The sequence below is a fragment of the Streptomyces sp. NPDC051664 genome, from assembly GCF_044453545.1.
Classification (GTDB): Bacteria; Actinomycetota; Actinomycetes; order Streptomycetales; family Streptomycetaceae; genus Streptomyces.
Map to the genome: position 1 here is coordinate 691894 of NZ_JBITCU010000001.1, position 26311 is coordinate 718204.

Sequence of the window (26311 nt, forward strand, 5' to 3'; positions counted from 1 at the left end):
CATCGGCAGAGCATGCACGGGGAGGGTACCCACGGTCCGTACCGCGTTCGTAGTGTCCATACAAAGGAGAGGTGTCATGACCAAGCAGACCATCCTCGGCCGCGTCACCCAGCTGGCGAAAGCCAATATCAACGCTCTGCTGGATCAGGCGGAGGATCCGCAGAAGATGCTGGACCAGCTGATCCGCGACTACACGGCGAACATCTCGGAGGCCGAGCAGGCGGTGGCGGCGACCATCGGGAATCTGCGGCTGATGGAACAGGACCACCGCGAGGATGTCGACGCGGCCAAGGAGTGGGGCGACAAGGCCCTCGCGGCCAGTCGCAAGGCGGACGAGCTGCGGGCCGCCGGATCGGTGGCGGAGGCCGACAAGTTCGACAACCTGGCCAAGGTCGCCCTCGGCCGGCAGCTCCAGTCGGAGAAGGAGGCGAAGACCGCGGAGCCGACAATCGCGTCACAGACGGTGGTGGTGGACAAGCTCAAGTCCGGCCTGGACCAGATGAAGTCGAAGCTGACGGAGCTGAAGTCCAAGCGGGACGAGCTGGTCGCGCGTGCCAAGTCGGCCCAGGCGCAGAATCAGATGATGGACTCCGTCAAGAACATCAATGTTCTCGACCCGACCAGTGAGCTCAGCCGATTCGAGGACAAGGTGCGGCGGGAGGAGGCGAAGGCAACGGGCAAGCAGGAGCTCGCCGCATCCTCCTTGGACGCCCAGTTCGAGCAGCTGGACGGCCTGGGCGACAGCGCGGAGGTCGAGGCCAGGCTCGCCGCCCTGAAAACGGCCTCATGACCACCGCACCCGGAGCGCTCACCGCACTCGCACCACGTCCGGGTGTCAGAACATGCTCAGCAGCTGCTCGACCGTGCGCTCGGCGGCCGGCTGCCCGTCGGGCAGCGGCAGTTCGAACCAGACGGTCTTGCCGCGCGGCGTCCGCCTCGAACCCCAGGCCGCGCTCAACAGCCCCACCAGCTGCAACCCTCGCCCGCCCTCGTCCGTGTCGCGCGCCCGGCGTCGCCGTGGCTGGACGAGACCCGCATCCCATACCTCGCATACGAGCGTGCGGTCACGCAGCAGCCTGAGCCGGATCTCGCCCTCGCCGTACCGTAGGGCGTTGGTCACCAGCTCGCTGACGAGGAGTTCGGTGGTGTCCACCAGGTCGTCGAGATCCCAGGCGATCAGTTGACTGCGGGCCAGTTCGCGGGCGCGACCGACGGAGCGGGGTTCGCGCGGCAGCCGCCAGTCGCCTACCGCATCGGCCGGCAGGCCCTGGATGCGGGCCATCAGCAGGGCGATGTCGTCCTCGCCGTGCCGGGTGTCGAGGGTGCTCAGGACGTGGTCACAGACGTCCTCCAGGGGGAGTGCAGGTTCGACGAGGGCGTTGCGCAGAGCCTGCAGTCCTTCGTCGAGCGGGTGGTCGCGGGATTCGACGAGTCCATCGGTGTAGAGGGCGAGGAGGGCGCCCTCCTTGAGTTCGACCTCGACTTCCTCGAAGGGTTCACCGCCGACGCCGAGGGGCATCCCGGGCGGGACGTCGAGCAGCAGGGCCGGTTCGCCCGGCTCGACCACAACAGGGGGGAGGTGACCGGCGTTGGCGAAGGTGCATCGCCGGGTGACCGAGTCGTAGACGGCGTAGACACACGTCGCCAGGTAGACCTCGGACAGGTCGGCGTCGCGGGACTTGTGGGAGGCCCTCGAGGGCCACTGGGCGCCGCCTCCGACGCCGTCGGAGGCGGTGCTGCCACCGGGGGTGCCGAGGCCGCGGGCAACCTCGTCGAGCGCGGAGAGCACTTCGGCGGGTTCCAGGTCGAGGAGGGCCAGAGTCCTTACGGCGGTGCGCAGTTCACCCATGGCGACGGCGGCCCGCAGCCCGCGGCCCATGACATCGCCGACGACCAGGGCGGTGCGATGTCCGGGGAGTTCGATCACGTCGAACCAGTCGCCACCCACCTCGGTCGCCGCGTTGCCGGGCAGATAGCGGCAGGCGATGTCGAGGCCCGCGGCCTCCGGGTCGCCGGGCGGCAGCAGGCTGCGCTGGAGGATGAGGGCGCGTTCGTGCTCGCGCCGGTAGAGGCGGGCGTTGTCGATACAGACGGCGGCGCGGGCGGCCAGTTCGGTGGCGAGGGCACGGTCGCGCTCGCCGAAGGGTTCGCTGCCCTTCGTACGGGAGAACTGGACGAGGCCGACGACGGTGTCATGGGCGACCATCGGCACGGCGAGGGTGGACTGGACGAGGCCGCGGTCGTCTCCGGGGATGTTCTTCACCCGGCCGGTACGCAGCGCCTTGGCGCAGGGGGAGTTGAAGGGGTAGCGGTGGACGGCGCCCAGTGCCGGCGGGTCGGTGTCCCCGTCGGTCGCGGTGCTGTCCGGAACGGCGTCCGACACGGCGCTGGCGAAACCGACGCGGCGCAGTTCGGCGGAGCCACCGACGGGCTCCTGGCGGAGCGAGCCCCACCTGCCGGGCGGTGCCTCTTCGCCGGTGAGCAGCCCCTGGTAGAGGTCGACGGAGGCGAGATCGCAGAAGCCGGGTACGGCCACGTCGAGGAGTTCGCGGGCGGTGGTCTCCAGGTCGAGAGAGTTGCCGATTCGGGCGCTGGCCTCGTTGAGGAGGGCGAGGTTACGGCGGGCGCTGGCGGCCTCGCGGGCAGCGATATGGCGGCGGGTGACATCGGTGGCCAGACCGGCGACGCCGACGGGCCGGCCTGCTCCGCTGTGCACGCGGTAGAGGTTCATCGACCAGTGGCGGCTCTCCTCGTCACCGGGTGCGGTGCCGACGAGCTGGAGATCGGTGACGGAGTCTCCGGTCTCCAGGACCCGCTTGAGGGTGGCAGTGAGCCGCTCGGCCTCGGGGCGGGCGAGATAGTCGTCGACCGTGCGGCCGCGGTGGTCGTCGGCCTGGCCGCCGAAGACGGTGGCGAAGCGCTGGTTGGCTCGTACGACCGTGAAGTCCGTGCCGAACAACACGAAACCGAAGGGAGATTGGCCGAAAATGGCCTGCGAAGCCGCCAGGTCTGTCTCGATACGACGCAGGGCGCGGACATCCACGACGATGCAGAGCGCGGCCCGCTCCCCGCTCCCCGTCTCACTGGGCATCACATAGAGTTCGGCGAGCCCGTGAACGGCGTTGTCGCCCGGCATGCGGAAGGGGACGAGGCCCGTCCACTCCTTGCCGTCGAGTATCTCGCCGACCCGGCGATGGCCGTCGGTGCGCAGCTCGGAGGGCATGAAGGCCTCAACCGGATCCCTGCCCACCGCTTCGTCTGCGGCAATGCCGAAGAGACCGGCGGCCCGGCGGCTCCACTGCTCGATCAGCCCGTCGGGGCCGATCGAGAAGGAGGCGACCCTGATGTAGTCATAGATCGAGCCAGGCGGGCTGCTCTGCCACACGACGTTGCCCGCTGTCCCAGGTATTTCGCTCACGCGACCGTCCCCTCCAGCTCACACACCGGACCGGTCCTGCCCGCAGTATTCAGCACTACGGCGCTTACCGACACGGCGTTCACGATCACAGCACGGTCTCAGTCCCTTTCAGCCAGGTACCGGCAGGTACTTCCCGAGCTTTGTGATCGCTGTGCGTCCCACCCCACTCCTAACCAGGGAGGGCCAGCTCGAACCACACCGTCTTGCCGCTCTTTCCGTGCCGCGTCCCCCAGCGGCGAGCAGAACGGGCCACGAGCTGCAACCCTCGGCCCCCTTCGTCATCGGGTCCGGCAGCACGTTCGGTGGGCGGATCCGGAAGCGGATCGGAGACTTCCACAAGCAGTCCGGGGCGGGCGTCCGGAGCTTCGCCGTCGGGTTGGGGACGCACGAGTCGCACGCCGATGGGGCCTGAGGTGTAGCGCATGGAATTGGTCACCAGCTCACTGACCAGCAGAACGGTCACATCGCCGACCGTCGCGTCGAGCCCCCAGCCGCGCAGTGCCTCGTGGACCGCATGCCGAGCGGTGCGCACAGCCCCCGGTACGGCCGGGAAGGTCCACTCGGCGCAGTCGCCTTCGGTATCGATCACGCCGATCACTTCCCAAGACCAGCAAACAGGGAACGTTCTGCTTAAGGGGACTAATCAGCCCATACCCGATATTTGGGGTGGCCTATCGCTGGAATCGACATGTGGGGCGTACGGGTGTAGGGCGGCGTGCGCGCACAGATAGGGGGCGCGCGGTCAGTTGCGCGCGCCGTGCGACAGGGACCCGGTCGGGGCGCCTCCGTCAGGGGTGACTCCGGTCGAGTCGGTTCCGGTCGAGTCGGTTCCGGTCGGCAGGCGGCGCATGGCCTCGGCTACGGCGGGCCGGTCCTGGTCCAGCCAGTCGACCGCGCCACTCTCACCCGGTCCGATCCATCTCAGTTCGTCATGGTCCTGGAGCGGGGCCGGCACACCGGACACCAGCCGCGCCGTCCATACCCGGAGCACGTATCCGGGCGCCAGCGGCCACTCACCGGGGATGCGCTCCAGCGGCTCCGTCTCGACACCGAGTTCCTCGCGGAGTTCACGCACGAGCGCCCCCTCGCCGGTCTCCCCCGGCTCCAGCTTCCCGCCGGGCAGCTCCCAGCGGCCCGCCAGCTCAGGCGGGGCGCTGCGGCGCGCGGCCAGCATGCGCCCCTGGTCGTAGACGGCTCCGGCCACCACCACGCGATCGTCCATACGCCGGAGCGTAACCCCCGGCCGCGATGCTCCGGCCCGCCCCGCCTCGCGCGCCGCCGGCCGGCCCACTCCCCGAGGCGGCGGTCAGGGAAGGCAGTCGGAGAAGGCGGTCAGGGACGGGCGCTCTGCCCCAGGCGCTCGACCCAATAGAGCTGCTTGTGGCCACGGCTGTCGAGTTTGTCGGCGATCTTCTGCGCCTCGGCCTGCGTGGCATATCTGCCGACGCGGTACCTGTTGCCGTTGTCGTCCTGCCTTATCACCAGCCAAGGGAGCACGGCCCCGCTGTCGCTCATCGTGTCCCTCCCGAGCATTGCGCCCCTCCCCTGAACGGCGTGCACGTCTCTAAGGATCCCCAGGAAACCGCAGTACGCATATGCCCGAGCGTACGCCTGACCTTCACGCAACGGATACGTAATTACACAAAGAGGCACCGATCCGGCCATCACAAAGGGGCGCAGTCATCCCGATGCGCCCCCCTGTGCCACATGGATCACTTGCGTCGCTTACGCCTCCGACTCCGCCGACGCCGGTGCCATCACCGTTGCCGTTGCCGCCCGGATCGTCGGCATCGGCATGAGGACCGGACCGGCCGCCGGTTCCTTGCGGCAGATGTCCCCGCATTCCGCGTCCAGCGAGCAGCACAGCGAGCAGATGGGCCCCGACCGGACCGGACAGTCGGCGATGTCCGGGAGTTCGTAGGCGGTGTCGCAGACCGAGCAGGTGTGGGTGGCCGTGATGTCCTCGATCTCGACGTCCGGGCCGTTTACCGGGTTGGGGCGGGCCAGGTAGTACTTCCCCTTCGTCGCCCAGGCGATCAACGGGCAGAGAGTCAGCGAGAGTCCTGCTGCGATGAAGGTCGAGAAGGCCTCCGCGTAGGCACCGAACAGCCCGAAGAAAGCGAGGATCGAGACGGTTGAGGCGATCACCATCGCGCCGAATCCTGCCGGGTTCACCGCGTACAGATAAGCGCGTTTGAACTCGATGTACCGCGGGCTGAGTCCGATCCTCTTGTTGATGACCAGGTCGGCGGCGACGGCCGCGATCCAGGCGATGCCCACGTTCGAGTAGAAGCCCAGCAGTTTGTTGAGGGCGGCGAACATGTTCATCTCCATCAGCGTCAGCGCGATGGCGAGGTTGAGGAAGATGTACCAGACCCGGCCCGGGTGTTTGTGGGTGATCCGCGAGAAGAAGTTCGACCAGGACAGCGAGCCGCTGTAGGCGTTGGTCACATTGATCTTGATCTGCGAGACGATCACGAACAGAGCGGCAGCCGGGAGGGCGAACGAGCCGAGCCACGGCCTCAGCGCCTCGATCTGTGGTGCGATCGGCTCCAGCGCGTGCGTCTTGCCGACCGCCTCCAGGGCCACGAACGCCAGCAGCGCGCCGCCGAGCTGCTTCGCCGCCCCGATGATCACCCAGCCGGGCCCGGCGGCGAGCACCGCGAGATTCCAGCGCCGCTTGTTGGCTTCGGTCTTCGCTGGCATGAAGCGCAGATAGTCGGCCTGTTCGCCGATCTGGGCGATGAGCGAGAGTGCGACGCCCGTACCGAGTCCGAAACCGATCCAGGAGAAGCCGGATCCCGCACCCTCCGTGCCGCCGAAGGAGCCGAACGCGCCCCAGGCGTCGGGTGCTTCGAAGGCGAGCACGACGAACGGCAGGACCATGCCGACGATCCAGACCGGCTGGGTCCACGCCTGCACCTTGGCGAGCGCCCCCATGCCACGGAAGACGATGGGGATGACGATCAACGTGGTCAGCAGATAGCCGACCTCGACCGGCAGCCCGACGGCCTGATGCATGGCCTGCGCCATGATCGAGCCTTCGAGGGCGAAGAAGATGAAGGTGAAGGACGCATAGATCAGCGAGGTCAGCGTCGAGCCGAAATAGCCGAACCCGGCACCGCGGGTGACCAGGTCCATGTCCAGGCCGTACTTCGCGCAGGCCCGGGCGATCGGTATGCCGGTGAGGAAGATGATCGTCGCGGCGGTCAGGATCGAGGCGAAACCGCTGGTGAAGCCGTAGGTGAAGACGATCGAGGCGCCGATAGCGAAGTCGGCGAGATAGGCGATGCCACCGAGTGCGGTGCCCGCGACCATCGAGGGCGACCAGCGCCGGAAGGAGTGCGGTGCGTAGCGAAGTGAGTAGTCCTCGCGGCTTTCGTCGGCGGCGAGCTTTGCGTAACTGCGCCTGGGGGGAGGCGGCTTGGCGGTCCCGGTCTCCGTTGCTCCCGGAACCCCGATGGGCTTCGCCTCCGGGGCCTCGGTCGTCGTCGTGGGGCCGGCAGTGTCCGTCATCGGTGACTTCCCGTTCGTCTGTCCGGTGTGCGGGTACGAACGGAAGGTAGGAGCAGGACATGACAAGCCGTTACAGTCAGTGATTGCCCATCGGTTACGAGAACTGGGTGGGCGTTAACTCGTCATCACGGGCGCCGGACAGGCCGTCCGAGTATCGGTCACCCGACAGGAACTCGGCACACCGGCCGCCCGGCAGGGGCTCGACGCACCGGTCACCTGACGGGGAGGTGGTAGGAGATCCGGTAGCGGTCGGCGGGCACCACCACGTCAGCCGTCTCGACCGGCCGCCCCGATGCGTAGTACGTACGCCCGATCACCATCACCACATGGCCCGGCACACCACCGAGCGCCAGGAGCTCCTCCGCCAGCCCCGGGCGCGCGCCGACCTGCTCCACCACGTTGTCCACGACGACATCGATCGCGGCCATCCGCTCGACCACCCCACAACCGCCCAGCGGGCCTTCCTCCGGCAGCATCACCGGTGTGCGTCCCGTGACCGCGAGGGGTTCCCAGGAGGTGGAGAGCATCATCGGCTCCCCCGCTTCCCGGAAGATGTATCTCGTACGCATCACCCGGTCCCCCGGCTCGATACCGAGGCGGTCGGCGATCTCCGGGCTCGCCTCCTCCTGTTCGCTGCGGGACTCCCAGGTCCCTCGCACCCCTTCCGCCGTCTGCTCCTGGCGGAACGGGCTGGCTCCCGCGTCCGGCCGGTAGCCGGAGCGGGCGATGCGACGCGGGACCGGGCGTGCACGCACGTACGTACCGGAGCCGGAGCGTCCCTCCACCAGCCCTTCCGCCATCAGCACCTTGCGTGCCTCCAGCGCGACGGTGTCCGAGACGCCGTACTCCTCGCGGATACGGGCCTGCGACGGCAGGCGCGTGTGCGGCGGCAGCGAACCGTTGACGATCTTCTCTCGCAGATCGCTCGCAACGCGCAGATAGGCGGGCTGCTCACCGAATGTCACAGGCCACTCCCAACAGGTTGACAGTCTGCAACAGACTGGCAACCGTCGGTTGTGAACCGCAAGCACAGGCCAAAGTTTCACCCGAAGTGATGATTTGGTGCTGCCCTGCACATATCGAGGCCCCGGCCACCGCAGGAGTCCTGGTCACGCACGGCCCGGCACGGCGCCATGAACCCTCTCGATCACACCCGATCACCGCCAACCCCTTGACCCGTTTTGGTCCAGACCAATAGTTTCCTCACCACACAGCACGGCTCTCGCACCTCTCAGCGCACCCACAGGAACGGGCCCCATGCGTCGAAGAACCCTGTCCAGACTGGCCATTGCCGCCTGCGCCCTCTCGCTGGTGGCCGGGATCGCACCCGCCGCCTCCGCCTCCGGAGGCTCCGCCTCCCCCGCCCACACCTCCGGTTCCGCCGCCTACAAGCGCGTCGGCTACTTCACCCAATGGGGCATCTACGGGCGCGACTTCCAGGTCAAGGACCTGGACACGAGCGGCGCCGCGGCCAAGCTCACCCACATCAACTACGCCTTCGGCAACGTCAGCGCCGACGGCAAGTGTTTCACCGGCAATGTGCCGGGAGAGGCCGACGCCTGGGCGGACTACGTCCGTCCGCTGGACGCCGCAGGGTCGGTGGACGGCGTCGCGGACACCGACACGCAGCCCCTCGCGGGCAACTTCAATCAGCTGCGCGAGCTGAAGGCCAAGCACCCCGGCCTCAAGGTGATGATCTCCCTGGGTGGCTGGAGCTGGTCCACCCACTTCTCGGACGCGGCCCGCACCGCCGCCTCCCGCAAGGCGTTCGTGTCCTCCTGCATCGACCTGTACTTCAAGGGCAATCTGCCGGTGGACGGGGCGCGCGGCGGCGAGGGCGCGGCGGCCGGTCTCTTCGACGGCGTGGACATCGACTGGGAGTGGCCCGGCTCCGCCGGCGACACGGACACGGTCTACCGCCCCGAGGACAAGCGGAACTTCACCGCGCTGGTGCACGAGTTCCGCACCCAGCTCGACGCGTACGCGAAGAGCACCGCCAAGGAGGGCAAGGGGCGCGGGCACAGCAGTCGGCCCGAGCACTACGAGCTGTCGGCGTTCGTCCCCACCGCTCCTGCCAAGATCGACGCAGGCTTCGACGTCCGCCGCATCATGCGGGACTTCGACTTCGTGAACCTGCAGGGTTATGACTTCCATGTGTCCGGCGAGGCGACGACGGCGCAGCAGTCCGCGCTGTACGCGAAGGATGACTTCAGCGTCGACCAGACCGTGCGCGAGTGGATCAAGCGCGGCGCCCCCGCCCGCAAGCTGGTCATGGGCATGCCGTTCTACGGTCAGGGCTGGACCGGCGTGACAGGTGGCGGCGACGGTCTCGGACAGCCCGCCGCAGCCCCCGCACCCGCCACCTGGGCAGCGGGCTACGAGGACTACAAGGCCCTCAAGAAGCTGGCCGAATCCGGTACGTACAAGATCCACCGGGATGTCAGGAACGGCCACGCGTGGCTGTTCGACGGCACGACCCTGTGGACGTACGACGACCCGCAGGTGCTGCGCACCAAGACGTCGTACATCCGTCAGCACGGTCTGGGCGGCGCGATGTTCTGGTCGCTGGACGGGGACACGGACGACGGCGAGCTGATGACCGCCGTCGACCAGGGCCTCGGCCGGCGCTAGGGGGCAGCCCCCGCAGAAGCCTCCAGGTCAGCAGGGGTGTGGGGGTGGCCGCCGGTGCGGTCGCCCCCACGCGTTCAGCAATTCACGAATGCCCTACGGACCCGGCATCAGAACTGCAGCGCCCAGGAGTACGACGATGGCAATCCATGGCCGTTCGCCCGCCACACGCCTGACATGCTGGCGGTCATGGCCACCTATCTCTGCCCGCAGGACGGCACCCGTGCCGAGATCACCAGCCTGACCTGGTGCTGCCCGGTCTGTCGCGGCCCCTGGGACCTCGACTTCGAAGCTACCGGTCACGTCTCACTCAACTCGCTGGCCGGACGTGTCAATTCACTGTGGCGCTATGAGGAGGCACTGCCCCTCTCCGCGCCCGCCACCAGCCTCGGGGAGGGCCGCACGCCGCTCGTACCGGTCACCGGCACGGTCTCCGCCAAGCTCGACTTCCTGATGCCGACGCTTTCCTTCAAGGACCGCGGCGCCGTGATGCTCGCCGAACTGGCTCGCCGCCTCTCCCCCGAACGCGTCGTCGCGGACAGCAGCGGCAACGCGGGAACAGCCGTCGCCGCCTACTGCGCGCGGGCCGGGCTGCCCTGCACGGTGTACGTTCCCGAGGGCACCTCCCCGAAGAAGACCGAACAGATCCGGGCCCACGGCGCCCGCCTGGAGATCGTCCCCGGTGACCGCGAGGCCACCGCACACGCCGCCCGGGCCGCCGCCGACTCCCCCGGCACCTTCTACGCCTCGCACGTCTTCAACCCGTACTTCCTCCACGGCACGAAGACATACGTCTACGAGATGTGGGAAGACCTCGGCGGCCGGCTCCCCGACGCCATCGCCGTGCCGGTCGGCAACGGCACGCTGCTCCTCGGCGCGGCCCTGGCCACCGCGGAACTCCACGCCCATGGCCTGATCGACGAGCGGCCGGCGCTGATCGCCGTACAGGCCGAGGCCGTCTCACCGCTGGCCGCCGCCTTCCACGCGGGCACGGACGGCCTGCTCGACGATCCCGGCCGCGCGGCCGCCCCCACACTCGCCGAAGGCATCGCCATCCCTCGCCCGCCCCGCGCACGCCAGATCCTGGCGGCGGTGAGGGAGTCCGGCGGCACATTCGTCACGGTGACGGAGGATCAGATCCGCAAGGCGCAGCTGGATCTGGCTGCCCGCGGTTTCTACGTCGAGACGACCGGCGTCGCCTGCTGGGCGGCGGTCGGCGACTGGACGGACCGCAGTGTCGTCGTACCGCTGTGCGGCGCGGGACTCAAGACGGGCCTGGCGCCCTGACCCCGCATGCGGTCACCTGCACGCCATGACCGGCATGCAGGTGACCCGCCACGCCGATCAGTCCGTCCAGTACGTGTCGTGCTTGATGAAGAACTCGGTCCGCTCCTCCTGTGACCACTCAGCGGCCTGAGCGACCTTCTCGAAGTACTCCTCGCGCGGCGCACCCGGCGTGAACAGCAACAGCATCGACGCCGGCGCGTCGGAGTCGTTCCGAAATGCGTGCAGCCCACCCTGCGGTACGTACACGAAGTCGCCCTGCTCGGTGTCGGTCCACCGCTCACCGTTGTAGATCCGCACCGTCCCGTCGAGGATGAAGAACGATTCCGAGATCGACCGGTGGAAGTGCGTGGCCGGGCCGCCCGCTCGGGGCGCCATGTCCATCCGGTACAGCCCGAACTCGCCGTGCGTGGTGTGCGTGGTCGCCAGATAGTGGGTGGCGCTGCCGGTGCGGGACTGCAGGTTCGGCACCGTGTCCGCCGGCCGGTACGTGGCGCTGATCTCTCCCTTGCTGTCCCCGTAGATGGGCTCCGGATACGACATGCCGTTCTCCTCTCGATGTTGCCGGTGCTCAGTGCGGCAGGTGCGGGTGACGGTCGAGGCCGATGATGCGTCGAAGCCTGGAGGTGACCCCTGCCCTCTCGTCGGATCCGCGACTCAACTCTGTGGCTGGCAGTAGCGAACGCCCTTCTCGATGAGGTGCCCGGCACAGGCACGCCCGATGGCCGGCTTCCCCCGGTACATCGTGATTGTCCACGGGCCGGCCACCGTCCGGAAGCCGACAGGAGAGCCCCGAGGAGTCGTGCCACTCGGGCCCGCCTCGCGCATCACGCTCGATCAGCCGCCCGAGCCGGCTCTGTGGGCCGTCGGTGGCAAAGCAGCGCATGTCCTCGTGCGCCTGCCGTCGGGTTCCCACGCCGCACTGAACAATCGCCCTGGTCAAGACGTAGAACGTGGCTCAGCGGACTGAGGGGAACGACCGATGGACAGTACGGGACATCCGGATCGCAGAGCTCTGCTCGCCGGCGGACTTGCGGTCGCCACGGTTGCGCTTGCGGGATGCTCATCGACGAGCGCCGCCCCGTCGGCGAGCGGCCCTTCGCCGACGAGCAGCGCTTCGCCGGAGGCACGGCCGGCCACGCCCGCCGCAGCATTCGCGAGACTGATGGACGGCAACAAGCGCTGGGTGAGCGGAGATCTGCACCATCCCGACCGGGATCCGGACCGGCGCCAGCTCGTGTCCCAGACGCAGGAGCCGTTCGGGTCGATCCTCGCGTGCATCGACTCCCGGGTGCCGCCCGAGCTCCTCTTCGATACCGGGCTGGGTGACCTGTACGTGATGCGCACCGGCGGGGAGGCGGTCGGCCCGGTGGTCACGGGTTCCGTGGAGTACGGACCCATGACGAGTGGCACTCCGCTCATCGTGGTCCTTGGGCATCAGCGCTGCGGCGCCATCGAGGCGGCGTACAAGTCCATCCGCGCCGGCAAGCCGCTGCCGGGAAACCTGGAGGCGATCGCCGAGGCTCTGCGGCCGGCGTACGAGCAGGCGGTCCGGGAAGGCGGTACCGATCCGGTCGAGACCATGGCCCGCGCCCAGGTCACGCTGACCGCGGCCGACCTGCGCTCCAACCAGGACCTGGCCCCACTCGTGGGGAGGGGCGCCCTTGCCGTGGTCGGCGCCTACTACTCGCTCGACACCGGCAAGGTGGAAGTCCTGGCCGGCGCGCCCTCCTGACCGGCCGGCCGGGCCCGATGGGCCGGTGAGGACGGACGGGACGGCTCCGCCGAGGCACCCGAAGCAGGTCCGTACGCCGCCGCCTCACGTCGCGTTCAGAGCCACCGTCGGGTGGAGACGGGAGGCGCGGATCGCCGGATAGCGACCCGCCACCACGCCGATCAGGAGGGTGGAGGCCAGGCCGCCCGCCAGGGACCAGGGCGGGACCACCGCGGTCCAGTACTTCGCATCCGACAGCGGGCTGCGCGGGGTGCCCCTGCTCGACAGGGAGGTCAAGGACCTCAACGCGGTCGTGAAGCTGCTCGCTGGGGGGCCGCCGCCCGCCGAGCAGCGCGACGGGCTCACCTCTCTCGTCCAGCTCGGCGGCTACTCGGTGACCGGAACGGGCACCCGCGTCACGGTCCGTCTCGACGGCCCCTATGCGGTGACGGGACGCGACCAGGGAACGGGGCAGGTGGTGTGCACGCTGGCGCGCGCCCAGTCCGTACTCGACCCGAAGGTCAGGGCCGACGAGGTCGAGGTGACCCTGCGGCCGTCCGACGGCACCTCGCTGGGCCCCTACCGGTGTGCGGAGTTCCTCAACGGGTGAGGCGGGCGCGTGGGTTCGCGGCGGCGTCCCGGGTGAGCAACCGTGCCGCCGTCCACAGTTGCCGGATGCGGCAACCAGTTCCAGGAGGCACTCGCGAGGTGAGAGACCTCGGGCTCCACGGCTATCGGGACTGCCACGCCCGTACGAGGTCCTCCGGTCCCCAGTGCGCGGTCAGCGGCAGATCATCGGCCACACCGCAGCGGGAGACCGCGACGAGCGGAGTGTCCGGCGCGGTACCGGGGACGGCGAGCGTGTCCCGTACCAAGGCGTCGTACTCATGACGGCCGAAAGGCTGGGTCTCCAGCCACTTGATCGACCCGACGAAGTGCACCTGCCGGGCCACCGGCTCACGGTCTGCACCGATGAGGTCGATCTCGGGGTTGTTCTGGCGGTTCCACCAACCGCCGATGGCCTCGGTCCCGGGCCACTCGTCATCGGGCATCAGACGCAGCAAGGACTCGCGGATCAGTGGCTCGACCGCTCTCCCGCGCCAAGTGGCCCATGACCGCTCGATGCGTTCCAATGCCAAGTCACCGCGGCCGCGCTCGACGAGTGGGATCGCGCGCGCCAGGAAGGCCAGCCAGAACCGCAGATACGGGTCGGCGATCCGATAGCGCTTGTTCTTGCTGTCCGGCTTGACGGACAGGGGGAGATCAGCGGCCAGGACTCGCTTTGCCTGCAGCATGGCCAGCAACGGGGAGAGCGTGCCGGACGGCAGCGCGCCGGCGCCGCCTGCCCGGGCTGCGATCGCGCTGAACGTGCGTTCACCGCTGCCGACCGCTTCCAGTACGGCCCGTGAGTGCGAAGCCTCGGGGAATTCGCCCAGCAGGGACAGCTCGCCTGCCACCAGCAGGGGCGAGAGAGGATTGGCGACCGAAGCCTGCAAGAAGGCCGTACGCCCCATTCCCGGCCGCCACGACTGCACGATCTCGGGGAAGCCGCCAGTGATCAACTGGGCGTCGACAGCTTCGGCGGCGTCGAGCTCGGTCATGGCTTGCACGTCGGCCAGGTTCAGGGGGTGAACGGTCATTTTCGCTGCCCGACCGAAGAACGGGCGCCCGTACGACTGCAGTGCCTCCATCACCGATGTATCGCTGCCGACCAGCAGCAGAAGCACGGGCTTGGAAGACAGGTGACGGTCCCAGACAGTTTGGAGTGCACCCTCGAATTCCTGATCCTGCTCGACCAGCCAGGGCACCTCGTCGATCACCGCGATGCTGGGTGAGTCATCGGGTACCGCGAGCGCCAGCGAGCGCAGGGCCTGGTTCCAGTCCTGCGCCTGGAGGCCGGCGACCAGCTCCGCCCCCGGCAGCAGTGACTGCGCGAGGGTCGCGACAAAGTCGGCGCGCTCCGTCACAGGGTTGCGCCCCCGGGTGGCCTGGAACACCACGTACGGCGCTCCCGAGCGGTCGCAGAACTCCTGGACCAGTCGCGACTTCCCCACTCGGCGCCGGCCCGTCATGATCACGGCCCGCCCCCGGGTGGCTCCAGCACCCTCTGCCACTGTCCGGTACTGCTCGGCCAACAGCTCAAGATCTCCGGCCCGACCTTGGAACTCCACGAGGCATCCCTGAGGTAATCAACGTAGATAGATTCTTACGTAGATTGAATCTTACTTCACATCCGTGACCTACTGGAGCGCGCAGCGGCGGACACGGCAGCCGCCTGTGGAGCTGTGACCGCTCAGCGCACAAGCCCGACCGAAACCCAGCACGGTAGAGGTGAGCAGCGGTGATGACGGGTGACGAGGGATCAGGTTTCCCGCACCATCCCAGCACGGGAAAAGACCAGGGTCCGACTCCGAGGAGTCGGACCCTTCGCGATGACGGCGTTCCAGCGCCGCACGGTACGCCTGGTCTTCCGCCACACGAGGTTTCAGCGTTGCCACCAGCGCATGGCGCCTGGGATGGCCGAGTCGGTCGGCTTCCGCAACCATGCCGCCTTTCCTTCACCACGCCCCAAAGGGCGTTGTCCACGGCGATGTTGGTGGCCGAGACCAGCAGGACCCGCTTACCTCGGGCGACCAGATCGCTGATGGCGCGCTTCAGGACCGTTGTCTTGCCAGTGCCTGGTGGTCCCCATACCAGCCACAAACCCTCGCCCGTGCATGCGCGATAGGCGCAATCTTGGGCTGGCAGAAGCGTGCCGGGCGGTAGTCCGACAGGAGCGAGCCGGCCCGCGCCCGCGTCGCCCCGGGCCATGAGGTGGGCCAGCGGAGCATCGGTGAGCGAAGCCAGGCCGTCCCGTAGCACCTGGACGAGAAATCCGGTGGGCTGCGGCTTCATCCACAGATAGGTATCTACTGGGTCTGCGAATTCCGGAACACGCACCCGAAGGGCGGTGCCGTCCCTGTACACGTCGAGCACGGAGTGGCCCGCGTCGATACTGCTCTCATCGGGCCCGGCCAGCCGCAGACTGTCCCCCTGGAGCTGGTCCGTCCCGATTTCGGACCCGCGCACATCGACTACGCACTCTCCCGGCTTCCGCCCTCGCACCGCTCGCCCCAGGGGGCGCCACCGTGGCTCCCGCGCAGGTACCCCCTCGTGCGTCACCCAGACGTCCAGCACCGAGACGACTTCTTCCTGCCAGCCCACGTTCCCCCACTACGACCGTGCTGCCCGGACCTTGATCAGTGGTACCAGGCCGGCCTCGCGTTGACCACTGGCAATCCCGCCAAGAGGGGCTCCCGGGCGGACTCCTGCGGGGTCTCGGCCAAGAAGGCAGCACCGTAGTCCGAGGCGATCAAATCCCCACTAGCCGAACGTGATCGCCGCAGAGTTTGGCCATGTCGTCGATATCGGAGGTCAGCATGACTACTGGGCGGTGTTGTCGCAGCGCGGCCTCGGCGACCGCCGCATCGATCGCGTACTTATGTCCGTGCAAGCCGGCATTCATCAGCAGCTTCGAGGCCGCCCTCGCCTCCTCGTCGCCCACCGGAACTACGCGCAGTCCGGAGAGCACCCAGTTCAGGCGGGACGTGTTCGTACGGGCGTGGACGGCCTCGATGATGGTGAGCGCACTGATCACGACCTCCATGCCACGCGAGCGCGCCTCGGCGATCAGAGCCACCACCTGCTCGTCGTCGGCGAGCAGCTTCGACAGTCCCTCGCTGTCGAGGACCAGCGTCCCCTCGTGACTCAGCCTGCGGCGGGCCATTCACCCTCCTCAACGAACACCTCGTCGAAGACCTGCCGCGCCCGCTGCCGGGCCTTCTCGGACACCGGCCCCTTACGGCTCTCGTAGTCCGCCAAGTACTCGTCAAGGACCTGCCCACGCAACTCACGCTCGACCGCCTCGGCAATGAACGCGGAGAACTCCCGCTTGCCCACCCGCGCCCGGATCGCCTCCGCGGTCCCCTCCGGCAGCGACAGACTCACCCGCGTCGCCGGACCTTCCCCGATGCTGTACGTCGTCTCACCCATACCCCCAGTGTGTCAAACGAGTAGGAAAAGTGCCACGGGCCCGCGTTCCCGCCTTCCGAGCTGGAGCCACCACGCGGCGCACGTCCGAAACCCGGCACGGTCGCCCTCATCCCATCCCAGCACAATCCCAGCACGGGAAAACGTAAAGGGCCCGACCCTGAAAAGTCGGACCCTCCCTGACCTGCACGTTTGCCAGATCAGCGACGTGATGATAAGTCAGCGGCTACACATTGAAGCGGAACTCCACCACGTCGCCGTCCTGCATCAGGTACTCCTTGCCCTCCATGCGGGCCTTGCCCTTCGCGCGGGCCTCGGCGACCGAGCCCATCGTCACCAGGTCGTCGAAGGAGACGATCTCCGCCTTGATGAAGCCCTTCTGGAAGTCGGTGTGGATGACACCGGCCGCCTCGGGGGCCGTGGCGCCCTTCTTGATCGTCCAGGCGCGGGCTTCCTTCGGGCCTGCCGTGAGGTAGGTCTGCAGGCCCAGCGTGTCGAAGCCGACGCGGCCGAGGGTGGCCAGGCCGGGTTCTTCCTGGCCCATGGACTGGAGGAGTTCGAGGGCCTCGTCGTCGTCGAGTTCGATCAGCTCGGACTCGATCTTGGCGTTGAGGAAGATCGCTTCGGCGGGGGCGACCAGGGCACGCTGTTCGTTCTTGAAGTCCTCGTCGACCAGCTCGTCCTCGTCGACGTTGAAGACGTAGAGGAAGGGCTTGACGGTGAGGAGGTGCAGCTCGTGGAGGAGCTTGCCCTTCTCCGTGGCTGCGGTGATGCCCGCGGCGAAGAGCGTCTCGCCGGACTCCAGGATCTGCTGGGCCTCCCCGACCGCGGCGAGGACCGCGACCTTCTCCTTCTGGAGGCGGGACTCCTTCGTGAGGCGCGGGACGGCCTTCTCGATCGACTGGAGGTCGGCGAGGATCAGCTCGGTGTTGATCGTCTCGATGTCGTCCTTGGGCGAGACCTTGCCGTCGACGTGGACGACGTTCTCGTCCTTGAAGGCCCGGATGACCTGGCAGATCGCGTCCGACTCGCGAATGTTCGCGAGGAACTTGTTGCCCAGGCCCTCGCCCTCGCTCGCGCCGCGGACGATGCCCGCGATGTCGACGAAGTCGACGGTGGCCGGGAGCAGGCGCTGCGAGCCGAAGATCTCGGCCAGCTTGTTCAGACGGGCGTCCGGGACCCCGACGACGCCGACGTTCGGCTCGATCGTGGCGAACGGGTAGTTGGCCGCCAGCACGTCGTTCTTGGTCAGGGCGTTGAACAGGGTCGACTTGCCGACATTCGGCAGACCGACGATTCCGATCGTGAGCGACACGTTGGCGACTTCCTGGAGTAAGGACGGGTGGGCCGATTCTCCAGTTTACGGGCGGGGGCGAGCGGGCATTCACGCGTCCGGTCGGGGGCCGATGCGGTTCCCGTTCGACCATGTGGCATCGAACTCACCGCGAAGGTCACCCAAAGGGCGTGTCCAACGCCTCCTCCCTCCCACCTCGCGACCTACGTTGTCCCGGTGGAGCAGCCCAGAACACGTCCCCCTCAGCGCCGGCAGTCGTCGCAGCAGGCCCCACCGTCCCCGCAGAGCACCATCGACGAAACCACCACCGTCTACCGCGTGGTGGTCACGCCCGACGGGCGGGCACGACGGGTGCCGCCCGCCCTGCTCGCGCTGCGCAGGCTGCCCAATCCGCGACTGACCGGCATCGGTGCGGGGCTGTTCGCCGCCGCCGTCATGTTCGCGCTGGCCTGCCTCGACTGGCTGCTGTTCGATGGTTCGTCGATCCTGTACGGGGTGCTGTTCCTGCCGGTCAGCGCGCTGACCGCGCTCTGGGTGCGGCCCGCGGACCTGGTGACCGCACCGATCAGTGTGCCGATCGCGTTCGCCGTCGGTGTGATTCCGATCGCCGGCGGCACGGGCGGCTTCGGCGGGCAGACCATGGCGGTGGTCACGGCGCTCGCCGTCCATGCAGGCTGGCTGTACGGCGGCACGCTCATCGCCGGGCTCATCGCCACCGTACGCAAGGTCCGACTGATGCGGCAGCGCCGGCGGCGGATGCGGGCGGCCACGAAGGCGGCTCGGCCCGCCCGGCGTCCAAAGCCCTGACACCGGCAGGCGCAGGGGCTGGACAGGGGCGCAAAACGGCTATTTGCCTGCCGCCGCCATCGCCGCGCCCACGATGCCCGCGTTGTTCTGCAGCTCGGCCGGCACCATCTCGGCCCGCACATGCTCGATCAGCGGCAGGAATTTGTCGGCCTTTCGGCTGACTCCGCCGCCGATGATGAAGAGCTCGGGCGTGAACAGCATCTCCAGATGGGCCAGGTACTTCTGCACCCGGTGCGCCCAGTGGTGCCAGCTCAGCTCCTCGTCCTCCTTGGCCTTCGTGGAAGCGTGCTTCTCCGCTTCGTGGCCGCCCAGCTCCAGATGGCCGAGCTCGGTGTTGGGTACGAGCTGCCCGTCGGTGAAGACCGCGCTGCCGATCCCCGTACCGAGCGTCAGCATGATCACGGTCCCCTTGCGGTCGCGCCCCGCGCCGAAGGTCATTTCGGCGATTCCCGCCGCGTCGGCATCGTTGAGGACGGTCACCGGAAGGCCCAGCTTCTCGCCGAGCAGCGTCCGGGCGTCATGGTCGATCCAGCCCTTGTCGACGTTGGCCGCGGTGCGGGTGACACCGCCCGTGACGACGCCCGGGAAGGTGATGCCGACCGGGCCCGACCAGTCGAAGTGGCCGACCACCTCGGCCACGCAGTCGGCCACGTCCTTGGGCGTGGCCGGATGCGGTGTCAGTACTTTGTGGCGCTCCTGCACCAGTTCTCCGCGGTCCAGGTCCACGGGAGCACCCTTGATCCCGGATCCGCCGATGTCCACGCCGAAGATCTGCATGCGATCCACCGTACGGGCTGGCGCGGCACCCCGCTCACCTTCCCGGAGCACGGGCCACTCTCCCGGGGGGAGAACGGAAGGAGTCACTCGGCGGTGAGCGCCGCCGCCTCTGCGCGCAGGTCCCGGCGGAGCTCCTTGGGCAGCGAGAAGGTGATCGACTCGTCGGCCGTCTTCACCGTCTCCACGTCGCCGTAGCCGCGCTCGGCCAGCCACTCCAGTACGCCGTCCACCAGCACGTCGGGAACCGAGGCACCGGAGGTGAGGCCGACCGTGGTGACACCTTCCAGCCAGGCCTCGTCGATCTCGCTCGCGAAGTCCACCAGGTGCGCCGCGGGGGCGCCTGCGTCGAGGGCGACCTCGACCATGCGGATCGAGTTCGAGGAGTTCTTGGAGCCGACGACGATGACCAGCTCGGCGTCCTCGGCGAGCTTCTTCACCGCGATCTGACGGTTCTGCGTGGCGTAGCAGATGTCGTCGCTGGGCGGCGAGACCAGCTGCGGGAACTTCTCCTTCAGCGCGTCCACCGTCTCCATCGTCTCGTCGACCGAGAGCGTGGTCTGGGAGAGCCAGACGACCTTCGACTCGTCGCGCACGGAGACACGGGCGACGTCCTCGGGGCCGTCGACAAGTGTGATGTGGTCGGGCGCCTCACCGCTCGTGCCGATGACTTCCTCGTGGCCCTCGTGGCCGATCAGGAGGATGTCGTAGTCCTCGTTGGCGAACCGGACGGCTTCCTTGTGGACCTTGGTCACCAGCGGGCACGTCGCGTCGATCGTGGCGAGCCTGCGCTCGGCGGCCTCGGCGTGCACGGTCGGCGCGACGCCGTGCGCGGAGAACATCACGATGGAGCCCTCGGGCACCTCCGCCGTGACGTCGACGAAGATCGCGCCCTTCTTCTCCAGGGTCTGCACGACGTACTTGTTGTGCACGATCTCGTGGCGGACATAGATCGGGGCCCCGTACTGCTCCAGGGCCTTCTCGACGGCGATCACGGCACGGTCCACGCCCGCGCAGTAGCCACGGGGCGCGGCGAGCAGGACACGGCGGGCGTCACTGCGGCGCGTGGTGCCCGCACTCGGGGCGGCGGCGCGTGACGGGCTGGGCGTAGCAGTCATGCGTCCCATCGTAAGGCCGTACCGAACAGGCGAGGGTTCGGCCTGGTCGGGAGACTGAGCCGTACGCGACGTTCACCACGTGTACGCCCGGCTATGCCACGTATGCCACGGCCGCGACCGTGTCCGTGCGACCGACGGAGGGTTCATGGCGGGCAGCAGTACGGCGGACCGGGCGACCCTGCGGCGGACGCTCGGGTTCCGGGATCTGGTCGTCTACGGGCTGCTGTTCATCGCCCCCATGGCGCCCGTCGGCGTCTTCGGCACGCTCGACGCGAGATCGGACGGCGCGGTCGCGCTCGTGTACGTCGCGGCGACCGTCGTCATGGGCTTCACCGCTTTCAGTTACGCGCAGATGGTGCGGGTGGCCCCACTGGCGGGTTCGGTCTTCACGTATGCGCGCAAGGGGCTCGGGGAAGGGCCCGGGTTCATCGCCGGGTGGATGGCGATGCTCGACTATCTCCTGATTCCGGCGGTCGCCTATCTGTTCTCCGGGATCGCGATGAACTCGCTGGTCCCGGAGGTGTCGCGGTGGGTGTGGACGGCGCTCGCGGTGGTCATCACCACGCTGCTCAACCTCTGGGGTGTACGGGCCGCGGCACGGGTCGGCTTCGCGGTGCTCGCGATGGAGATCGTGGTGCTGCTGGTCTTCCTGGTGTCGGCGGTGGTGGTTCTCGTCCGGGACGGGGCGCAGCGCGGCTGGTGGACGCCGTTCACCGGCGACTCCGGCTTCTCCCTGCAGGCGGTACTGGGTGCGGTGTCGGTGGCCGTGCTCTCGTATCTGGGCTTCGACGCCATCGCCTCGTTCGCGGAGGAGGTCACCGGCGGCTCGGAGAAAGTGGCGCGGGCGCTGCTGTTCTGTCTGGTCCTCGCGGGGGTGCTGTTCGTGGCTCAGGGTTATCTGGCGGCGCTGCTGGAGCCGATGACGTCGGCGGATCTGGCCGCCGAACCGGCCAGGCAGGGGTCGGCGTTCTACGACACGGTCGACTTCGCGGTGGGCTCGTGGCTGCACGACCTGGTGGCGATCAGCAAGGCGATCGGGGCGGCGTTCGCGGCGCTGGCCGGGCAGGCGGCGGCAGGGCGGCTGCTGTTCGCCATGTCCAGGGAGCAGCGGCTGCCCTCTCTGCTGGCCCGGATCGACCCGCGGTCCGGAGTGCCGCGCCCCGCGATCCTGATCGCCGCGGCCGTGACGCTGGTGGCGGCGGTCTGGGCGGCCCGCCGCGACGACGGCCTCGACCATCTGGTGTCGGTGGTCGACATCGGTGCGCTGACGGCGTTCGTGCTGCTGCACGCGTCGGTGGTCGGCTGGTTCGCCGTACGAAGGATGGACGGGCCGCCGAGCTGGTGGCGGCATGTGCTGGTGCCCGTGGTGGGTGCGGGGGTGCTGATCGCGGTGATCCTCAACGCGACGACGAGCGCACAGGTGGTGGGGGTCTGCTGGCTGGGGGTGGGGCTGGTGGTGCTGGCGATGCAGTGGGGGCGGGGCCCGGCTGTGTAGGGCTGCCTCGTTGTCCGTGGTGGCGGATACGCTCGCTCGCATGGCTCTCAATACCTCCGCGGAAGCCCCGCTGCCCGTCGGCGAGGTGTCACGGCTCATCGGCGGATGGATCGACCGGCTCGGGGCCGTCTGGGTCGAGGGGCAGATCACCCAGCTGTCGCGGCGGCCGGGCGCCGGGGTGGTGTTCCTGACCCTGCGCGACCCGTCGCACGACATCTCGGTGAGCGTGACCTGCTTCCGGCAGGTCTTCGACCGGATCGCGGACGTGGTGACGGAGGGCGCCCGCGTCGTCGTCCTCGCCAAGCCCGAGTGGTACGCGCCCCGCGGCCAGCTGTCCCTCCGGGCCACGGAGATACGGCCGGTCGGCATCGGTGAGCTGCTGGTCCGGCTGGAGCTGCTGAAGAAGTCCCTGGCCGCCGAGGGGCTCTTCGCCCTGGACCGGAAGAAGCCGCTGCCGTTCCTGCCGCAGCTGATCGGCCTGGTCTGCGGGCGGGCGTCGGCGGCCGAGCGCGACGTGCTGGAGAACGCGCGGCGTCGCTGGCCCGCGGTGCGCTTCGAGGTGCGCAATACGGCGGTGCAGGGTGTGCATGCGGTGAACCAGGTGGTCCAGGCGGTGAAGGAGCTGGACGACCTGCCGGATGTCGACGTGATCATCGTGGCGCGCGGCGGCGGCAGCGTGGAGGACCTGCTGCCGTTCTCGGACGAGCAGCTGATCCGTACGGTCGCCGAGTGCCGTACGCCGGTGGTGTCCGCGATCGGGCACGAGCCGGACTCCCCGCTGCTCGATCTGGTCGCCGATCTGCGGGCGTCCACGCCCACGGACGCGGCGAAGAAGGTCGTGCCGGACGTGGGTGAGGAGCTGGACCGGGTGCAGCAGCTGCGGAACCGGGCGCTGCGGACCGTACGGGGGCTGCTCGACCGGGAGGAGCGGGGGCTGGCGCACGCGCTGGGCCGACCCTCCATGCAGCAGCCGCTGCGGATGGTGGACGAGCGCGCGGCGGAGGTCGACGCGCTGATCGGGCGCAGCCGCCGGGTGCTGGGGCATCTGCTGGACCGGGCGGACTCGGAGCTCGCCCACACCCGGGCGCGGGTCGTCGCGCTGTCGCCCGCGGCGACGCTGGAGCGCGGGTACGCGGTGCTGCAGCGGCCGGACGGTCATGTGGTCCGCTCCCCCGCGGACGCCGGGGCGCCGGGCGACGAGCTGCGGGCGCGGGTGTCGGAGGGCGAGTTCACCGTGCGGGTGGCCGAGTGAGCCGGTGGGGCAGCCCCTTTTTTTCTTCGCCGGACCCGGCTTTTCCCCGTCGCCCGGACCCGGCGCAGCCGCGGACGCGGTTCGGACCTGGCTGTCGTAGCTCACACATAGGGTGGATCACATGACCGACGACGCGACAACGGCAGCTGCCGCCACGGACACGCTCGGCTACGAGCAGGCGCGCGACGAGCTGATCGAGGTTGTACGGCGCCTGGAGGCGGGCGGCACGACGCTGGAGGAGTCCCTCGCGCTGTGGGAGCGGGGCGAGGAGCTGGCCAAGGTCTGCCGGCGCTGGCTGGAAGGAGCCCGGGCCCGCCTGGACGAGGCCCTTGCCCAGCCCGGGACGGACCAGCAGGACGACGCCGGGTGACTCCCGAGCCGTAGGGATCCGGGGCGGGCCGGTCCGCCCCGGCCCGGAATGGATCCGAGCGCGCGGCGGTTGTGCGACTCGCCGGAAATCGCGGCGGGCCCGGCACGTCATCCACGCACACGATTGTGGAGTGGATCACTCAGGCCAGGTTTTAGTTGAAAGTTAACCTATCCCTCGGTTACCGTCGCCGTACCGCTTGATCCTCATTTCGCCCGGAAGGTAATGCAAGATGTCCCTCGCTCTTGACCCCGCCGCCCAGGACCTCCTCTTCCGTGAGGCCCGCACCGCCAACACCTTCACCGACGAGCCGGTCTCCGAGGAGCAGGTCCAGGCGATATACGACCTGGTCAAGTACGGCCCCACCGCCTTCAACCAGTCGCCGCTGCGCGTCGTCCTGGTCCGCTCCGACGACGCCCGCGCGCGCCTCGTGAGCCACATGGCGGAGGGCAACCAGCCGAAGACCTCCACCGCCCCGCTGGTCGCGATCCTGGCCGCCGACAACGAGTTCCACGAGGAGCTCCCGGCCCTGTTCCCGCACTTCCCGCAGGCCAAGGACGCGTTCTTCTCCGAGCGCCCGGTCCGCGAGTCGGCCGCCTCGCTGAACGCCGCCCTGCAGGCCGCGTACTTCATCATCGGCGTCCGCGCCGCCGGTCTGGCCGCCGGCCCGATGACCGGCTTCGACGCCGCGGGCATCGAGAAGGAGTTCCTCGACGCCGACCACAGCCTGCTGATGGTCGTCAACATCGGCAAGCCGGGCGAGGACGCCTGGTTCCCGCGTTCGCCGCGTCTCGCCTACGACGAGGTCGTCAAGACCGTCTGATCCACCCGTTCATACGGAGAAGGCCCCGGAGCACCGCGTGCTCCGGGGCCTTCTCCGTATGCCTGGCTCAGGACGTCTTGAGGGCGGCGGCCATCTCCGCCAGCCGCTGCGTCGAGGCCGAGCCCGTGACGACCGTGGTCGCGCCGTCGTCGTGGCGCACCAGGGCGTCGTACTTCGGGCCCTTCCAGTGCTGCCACGTCTCGCCCGCGACCCGCTGCGTGCGCCCGGTGTTCTTCGCGTCCTGGCTGACGTCGGACACGTACTTCTTCGCCGGGGACGTGGACTGCTCCACCGCGACGTACTTGCCGTCCGGGTCGAGGAAGCCCAGGTGCCAGCCGTTGCCCGACTCACGCTCGTAGCTGACCGAGGTGGGCTTCCAGTCCTTGGACAGACCAGCGGGCGCGGCCACCGGATACGGCGCCGCACGCCGCGCCGTCAGAAGCTCCACCCGGTAGTCGACCGCCTTGACCGGGTTGGCCTTGTCGTCGTGCGGTACGAAAATGTAGACACCCCCGGCGACGGCCGAGATCACCGCCATCGACAGGAACATGTCCCGCACTGTCTGCTTGCCTCGCTTGCTTGCCACGGGTCCATGTTCGCATTACGCCCGACGGGCACGACCGAGGGGCGGCCACCATGGCAACCGGCCGGCGAGGCCGCTCATACGTGACCCGGTCTGCTCATTTTGTCGACCTGACGATAGAGTCACAGCACCCTCTTCCGGTCGTCGCCGTACAGAAAGGTGCGTTCCGATGTCCGAGCATCACCTGCCGTCACAACTAGAGGTCTCCCCGGAGGCCCCCGACCGCAACCTGGCGCTGGAGCTGGTCCGGGTCACCGAGGCCGCCGCCATGGCTGCCGGGCGCTGGGTCGGCCGCGGTGACAAGATCGGTGCCGACGGCGCCGCCGTGAAGGCCATGCGGACCCTCGTCTCCACCGTCTCGATGAACGGCGTCGTCGTCATCGGCGAGGGCGAGAAGGACGAAGCGCCCATGCTCTTCAACGGCGAGCGGGTCGGTGACGGGACCGGCGCCGAGGTCGACATCGCCGTGGACCCGATCGACGGCACGACCCTGAACGCCAAGGGCATGCCGAACGCGATCGCCGTGCTGGCCGCCGCCGACCGCGGCACCATGTTCGACCCGTCCGCGGTCTTCTACATGGACAAGCTGGTGACAGGCCCCGAGGCCGCCGACTTCGTGGACATCAACGCCCCGGTCTCGGTGAACATCCGCCGGGTCGCCAAGGCGAAGAACTCCGCCCCCGAGGACGTCACCGTCGTCATCCTGGACCGCCCGCGCCACGAGGGCATCGTCAAGGAGATCCGCGAGACCGGCGCCCGGATCAAGTTCATCACCGACGGCGACGTCGCCGGTTCGATCATGGCCGCCCGTGAGGGCACCGGCGTCGACCTGCTGATGGGCATCGGCGGCACCCCCGAGGGCATCATCTCGGCCTGCGCCATAAAGTGCCTCGGCGGTGTCATCCAGGGCAAGCTCTGGCCGAAGGACGAGGCGGAGCGGCAGCGCGCGCTGGACGCCGGGCACGACCTCGACCGGGTGCTGTCCACCGACGACCTGGTCAGTGGCGACAACGTGTTCTTCGTCGCGACCGGCATCACGGACGGTGAGCTGATGCGCGGCGTGCGGTACCGCAGCGAGACGGCGACCACCGAGTCGATCGTGATGCGGTCCAAGTCCGGCACGATCCGCAAGATCGACTCGACCCACCGGCTGTCGAAGCTGCGCGCCTACAGCGCGATCGACTTCGACCGCGCGAAGTAGTCCGCGCG

26 protein-coding genes and 1 pseudogene are annotated in these 26311 nt (G+C 68.9%); 11 read left to right on the top strand and 16 right to left on the bottom strand.

The window, feature by feature from the left end:
• Nucleotides 1-76 precede the first annotated feature (76 nt).
• Complete coding sequence (locus ACIA8E_RS03100; protein ID WP_399293648.1) at nt 77-790, top strand: PspA/IM30 family protein; 714 nt, start codon at nt 77-79, stop codon at nt 788-790.
• A 45-nt stretch (nt 791-835) separates the two neighbouring features.
• On the opposite strand, the gene ACIA8E_RS03105 is transcribed toward ACIA8E_RS03100, so the two are convergent.
• The 6 genes from ACIA8E_RS03105 to ACIA8E_RS03130 form a co-directional block, all read right to left on the bottom strand.
• Entirely contained in the window at nt 836-3385 is a 2550-nt protein-coding gene (locus tag ACIA8E_RS03105; protein WP_399293830.1) for a SpoIIE family protein phosphatase, read from the bottom strand.
• Nucleotides 3386-3587: 202 nt separating this feature from the next.
• The gene (locus tag ACIA8E_RS03110) at nt 3588-4016 is read right to left on the bottom strand and encodes an ATP-binding protein (protein ID WP_399293651.1); all 429 of its coding nucleotides are present in this window, start codon (nt 4014-4016) and stop codon (nt 3588-3590) included.
• A gap of 144 nt (nt 4017-4160) precedes the next feature.
• Nucleotides 4161-4640 carry a (deoxy)nucleoside triphosphate pyrophosphohydrolase gene (locus ACIA8E_RS03115; protein WP_399293654.1) on the bottom strand — a complete coding sequence of 160 codons (480 nt, stop codon included), beginning with the start codon at nt 4638-4640 and terminating at the stop codon, nt 4161-4163.
• A 110-nt stretch (nt 4641-4750) separates the two neighbouring features.
• A complete protein-coding gene (locus ACIA8E_RS03120; RefSeq protein ID WP_352267749.1) occupies nt 4751-4951 on the bottom strand; it encodes an SPOR domain-containing protein in 201 nt (66 codons plus the stop codon).
• Nucleotides 4952-5143: 192 nt separating this feature from the next.
• Nucleotides 5144-6934: a purine-cytosine permease family protein gene (locus tag ACIA8E_RS03125; protein ID WP_399293658.1), complete on the bottom strand. Its 1791-nt coding sequence runs from the start codon at nt 6932-6934 to the stop codon at nt 5144-5146.
• A 212-nt stretch (nt 6935-7146) separates the two neighbouring features.
• Nucleotides 7147-7899: a GntR family transcriptional regulator gene (locus tag ACIA8E_RS03130; RefSeq protein WP_399293661.1), complete on the bottom strand. Its 753-nt coding sequence runs from the start codon at nt 7897-7899 to the stop codon at nt 7147-7149.
• A gap of 292 nt (nt 7900-8191) precedes the next feature.
• On the opposite strand from ACIA8E_RS03130, the gene ACIA8E_RS03135 reads away from it, so the two are divergent.
• Nucleotides 8192-9565 (top strand): glycoside hydrolase family 18 protein, encoded by a 1374-nt coding sequence (locus ACIA8E_RS03135; RefSeq protein ID WP_399293664.1) that lies wholly within the window; start codon nt 8192-8194, stop codon nt 9563-9565.
• Between the two features lie 186 nt (nt 9566-9751).
• On the top strand, nt 9752-10849 hold the full coding sequence (locus tag ACIA8E_RS03140) for a threonine synthase (protein ID WP_399293667.1): 1098 nt from the start codon (nt 9752-9754) through the stop codon (nt 10847-10849).
• 57 nt (nt 10850-10906) lie between these two features.
• On the opposite strand, the gene ACIA8E_RS03145 is transcribed toward ACIA8E_RS03140, so the two are convergent.
• Complete coding sequence (locus tag ACIA8E_RS03145; RefSeq protein WP_399293670.1) at nt 10907-11389, bottom strand: cupin domain-containing protein; 483 nt, start codon at nt 11387-11389, stop codon at nt 10907-10909.
• Nucleotides 11390-11828: 439 nt separating this feature from the next.
• Here ACIA8E_RS03145 and ACIA8E_RS03150 point away from each other — a divergent pair, with 439 nt between their 5' ends.
• Complete coding sequence (locus ACIA8E_RS03150; RefSeq protein ID WP_399293673.1) at nt 11829-12581, top strand: carbonic anhydrase; 753 nt, start codon at nt 11829-11831, stop codon at nt 12579-12581.
• An 84-nt stretch (nt 12582-12665) separates the two neighbouring features.
• Here the strand turns inward: ACIA8E_RS03150 and ACIA8E_RS03155 are convergent.
• Nucleotides 12666-12809 (bottom strand): annotated as a pseudogene (locus ACIA8E_RS03155) (ABC transporter permease); the annotation flags it as partial.
• Between ACIA8E_RS03155 and ACIA8E_RS03160 the strand changes: the two are divergent.
• Nucleotides 12751-13170 carry a hypothetical protein gene (locus ACIA8E_RS03160; protein WP_399293676.1) on the top strand — a complete coding sequence of 140 codons (420 nt, stop codon included), beginning with the start codon at nt 12751-12753 and terminating at the stop codon, nt 13168-13170. The pseudogene ACIA8E_RS03155 and the gene ACIA8E_RS03160 overlap by 59 nt on opposite strands.
• A 121-nt stretch (nt 13171-13291) precedes the next feature.
• Here ACIA8E_RS03160 and ACIA8E_RS03165 read toward each other — a convergent pair whose 3' ends face one another.
• The 5 genes from ACIA8E_RS03165 to ychF all read right to left on the bottom strand — a co-directional run bounded on the left by ACIA8E_RS03165 (nt 13292) and on the right by ychF (nt 17904).
• A complete protein-coding gene (locus ACIA8E_RS03165) occupies nt 13292-14731 on the bottom strand; it encodes an ATP-binding protein (RefSeq protein ID WP_399293678.1) in 1440 nt (479 codons plus the stop codon).
• Nucleotides 14700-15455 carry an AAA domain-containing protein gene (locus ACIA8E_RS03170; protein WP_399293833.1) on the bottom strand — a complete coding sequence of 252 codons (756 nt, stop codon included), beginning with the start codon at nt 15453-15455 and terminating at the stop codon, nt 14700-14702. The genes ACIA8E_RS03165 and ACIA8E_RS03170 overlap by 32 nt, the downstream gene beginning before the upstream one ends.
• Before the next feature lie 457 nt (nt 15456-15912).
• Nucleotides 15913-16326 (bottom strand): DNA-binding protein, encoded by a 414-nt coding sequence (locus ACIA8E_RS03175; protein ID WP_399293681.1) that lies wholly within the window; start codon nt 16324-16326, stop codon nt 15913-15915.
• A complete protein-coding gene (locus ACIA8E_RS03180) occupies nt 16308-16592 on the bottom strand; it encodes a hypothetical protein (protein WP_399293684.1) in 285 nt (94 codons plus the stop codon). Before ACIA8E_RS03180 ends, ACIA8E_RS03175 begins: the two co-directional genes overlap by 19 nt.
• A 223-nt stretch (nt 16593-16815) precedes the next feature.
• Entirely contained in the window at nt 16816-17904 is a 1089-nt protein-coding gene (gene ychF, locus ACIA8E_RS03185) for a redox-regulated ATPase YchF (RefSeq protein WP_399293686.1), read from the bottom strand.
• Between the two features lie 300 nt (nt 17905-18204).
• On the opposite strand from ychF, the gene ACIA8E_RS03190 reads away from it, so the two are divergent.
• Nucleotides 18205-18690 (top strand): DUF6542 domain-containing protein, encoded by a 486-nt coding sequence (locus ACIA8E_RS03190; RefSeq protein WP_399293836.1) that lies wholly within the window; start codon nt 18205-18207, stop codon nt 18688-18690.
• A 39-nt stretch (nt 18691-18729) separates the two neighbouring features.
• Here the strand turns inward: ACIA8E_RS03190 and ppgK are convergent, their stop codons facing one another.
• Both ppgK and ACIA8E_RS03200 read right to left on the bottom strand, forming a co-directional pair.
• Nucleotides 18730-19467, bottom strand: coding sequence for a polyphosphate--glucose phosphotransferase (gene ppgK / locus ACIA8E_RS03195; RefSeq protein WP_399293689.1), 738 nt, complete (start codon nt 19465-19467; stop codon nt 18730-18732).
• Between the two features lie 83 nt (nt 19468-19550).
• Nucleotides 19551-20591, bottom strand: a complete 1041-nt coding sequence (locus ACIA8E_RS03200) for a 4-hydroxy-3-methylbut-2-enyl diphosphate reductase (RefSeq protein WP_399293692.1) — start codon at nt 20589-20591, stop codon at nt 19551-19553.
• 136 nt (nt 20592-20727) lie between these two features.
• Between ACIA8E_RS03200 and ACIA8E_RS03205 the strand changes: the two genes are divergently transcribed.
• The 4 genes from ACIA8E_RS03205 to ACIA8E_RS03220 all read left to right on the top strand — a co-directional run bounded on the left by ACIA8E_RS03205 (nt 20728) and on the right by ACIA8E_RS03220 (nt 24519).
• The gene (locus ACIA8E_RS03205) at nt 20728-22077 is read left to right on the top strand and encodes an APC family permease (protein ID WP_399293693.1); all 1350 of its coding nucleotides are present in this window, start codon (nt 20728-20730) and stop codon (nt 22075-22077) included.
• A 40-nt stretch (nt 22078-22117) separates the two neighbouring features.
• Entirely contained in the window at nt 22118-23329 is a 1212-nt protein-coding gene (gene xseA / locus ACIA8E_RS03210; protein WP_399293695.1) for an exodeoxyribonuclease VII large subunit, read from the top strand.
• Between the two features lie 121 nt (nt 23330-23450).
• Nucleotides 23451-23699 (top strand): exodeoxyribonuclease VII small subunit, encoded by a 249-nt coding sequence (locus tag ACIA8E_RS03215; RefSeq protein WP_389029455.1) that lies wholly within the window; start codon nt 23451-23453, stop codon nt 23697-23699.
• Between the two features lie 229 nt (nt 23700-23928).
• Nucleotides 23929-24519, top strand: a complete 591-nt coding sequence (locus ACIA8E_RS03220) for a malonic semialdehyde reductase (protein WP_399293699.1) — start codon at nt 23929-23931, stop codon at nt 24517-24519.
• A gap of 67 nt (nt 24520-24586) precedes the next feature.
• On the opposite strand, the gene ACIA8E_RS03225 is transcribed toward ACIA8E_RS03220, so the two are convergent.
• Nucleotides 24587-25105 carry a DUF4245 domain-containing protein gene (locus tag ACIA8E_RS03225; RefSeq protein WP_399293701.1) on the bottom strand — a complete coding sequence of 173 codons (519 nt, stop codon included), beginning with the start codon at nt 25103-25105 and terminating at the stop codon, nt 24587-24589.
• A 166-nt stretch (nt 25106-25271) separates the two neighbouring features.
• Here ACIA8E_RS03225 and glpX point away from each other — a divergent pair, with 166 nt between their 5' ends.
• Nucleotides 25272-26303, top strand: a complete 1032-nt coding sequence (gene glpX / locus ACIA8E_RS03230) for a class II fructose-bisphosphatase (RefSeq protein WP_030915070.1) — start codon at nt 25272-25274, stop codon at nt 26301-26303.
• Nucleotides 26304-26311 lie beyond the last annotated feature (8 nt).

Coding starts and splice junctions, on each gene's coding strand:
- ACIA8E_RS03170 (WP_399293833.1), bottom strand. CDS start 15,455: ATGAAGCCGCAGCCCACCGGATTTCTCGTCCAGGTGCTACGGGACGGC.
- ppgK (WP_399293689.1), bottom strand. CDS start 19,467: ATGCAGATCTTCGGCGTGGACATCGGCGGATCCGGGATCAAGGGTGCT.
- ACIA8E_RS03200 (WP_399293692.1), bottom strand. CDS start 20,591: ATGGGACGCATGACTGCTACGCCCAGCCCGTCACGCGCCGCCGCCCCG.
- ACIA8E_RS03215 (WP_389029455.1), top strand. CDS start 23,451: ATGACCGACGACGCGACAACGGCAGCTGCCGCCACGGACACGCTCGGC.
- ACIA8E_RS03145 (WP_399293670.1), bottom strand. CDS start 11,389: ATGTCGTATCCGGAGCCCATCTACGGGGACAGCAAGGGAGAGATCAGC.
- ACIA8E_RS03115 (WP_399293654.1), bottom strand. CDS start 4,640: ATGGACGATCGCGTGGTGGTGGCCGGAGCCGTCTACGACCAGGGGCGC.
- ACIA8E_RS03205 (WP_399293693.1), top strand. CDS start 20,728: ATGGCGGGCAGCAGTACGGCGGACCGGGCGACCCTGCGGCGGACGCTC.
- ACIA8E_RS03125 (WP_399293658.1), bottom strand. CDS start 6,934: ATGACGGACACTGCCGGCCCCACGACGACGACCGAGGCCCCGGAGGCG.
- ACIA8E_RS03180 (WP_399293684.1), bottom strand. CDS start 16,592: ATGGGTGAGACGACGTACAGCATCGGGGAAGGTCCGGCGACGCGGGTG.
- glpX (WP_030915070.1), top strand. CDS start 25,272: ATGTCCGAGCATCACCTGCCGTCACAACTAGAGGTCTCCCCGGAGGCC.
- xseA (WP_399293695.1), top strand. CDS start 22,118: ATGGCTCTCAATACCTCCGCGGAAGCCCCGCTGCCCGTCGGCGAGGTG.
- ACIA8E_RS03140 (WP_399293667.1), top strand. CDS start 9,752: ATGGCCACCTATCTCTGCCCGCAGGACGGCACCCGTGCCGAGATCACC.
- ACIA8E_RS03120 (WP_352267749.1), bottom strand. CDS start 4,951: ATGCTCGGGAGGGACACGATGAGCGACAGCGGGGCCGTGCTCCCTTGG.
- ACIA8E_RS03100 (WP_399293648.1), top strand. CDS start 77: ATGACCAAGCAGACCATCCTCGGCCGCGTCACCCAGCTGGCGAAAGCC.
- ACIA8E_RS03150 (WP_399293673.1), top strand. CDS start 11,829: ATGGACAGTACGGGACATCCGGATCGCAGAGCTCTGCTCGCCGGCGGA.
- ACIA8E_RS03135 (WP_399293664.1), top strand. CDS start 8,192: ATGCGTCGAAGAACCCTGTCCAGACTGGCCATTGCCGCCTGCGCCCTC.
- ACIA8E_RS03175 (WP_399293681.1), bottom strand. CDS start 16,326: ATGGCCCGCCGCAGGCTGAGTCACGAGGGGACGCTGGTCCTCGACAGC.
- ACIA8E_RS03220 (WP_399293699.1), top strand. CDS start 23,929: ATGTCCCTCGCTCTTGACCCCGCCGCCCAGGACCTCCTCTTCCGTGAG.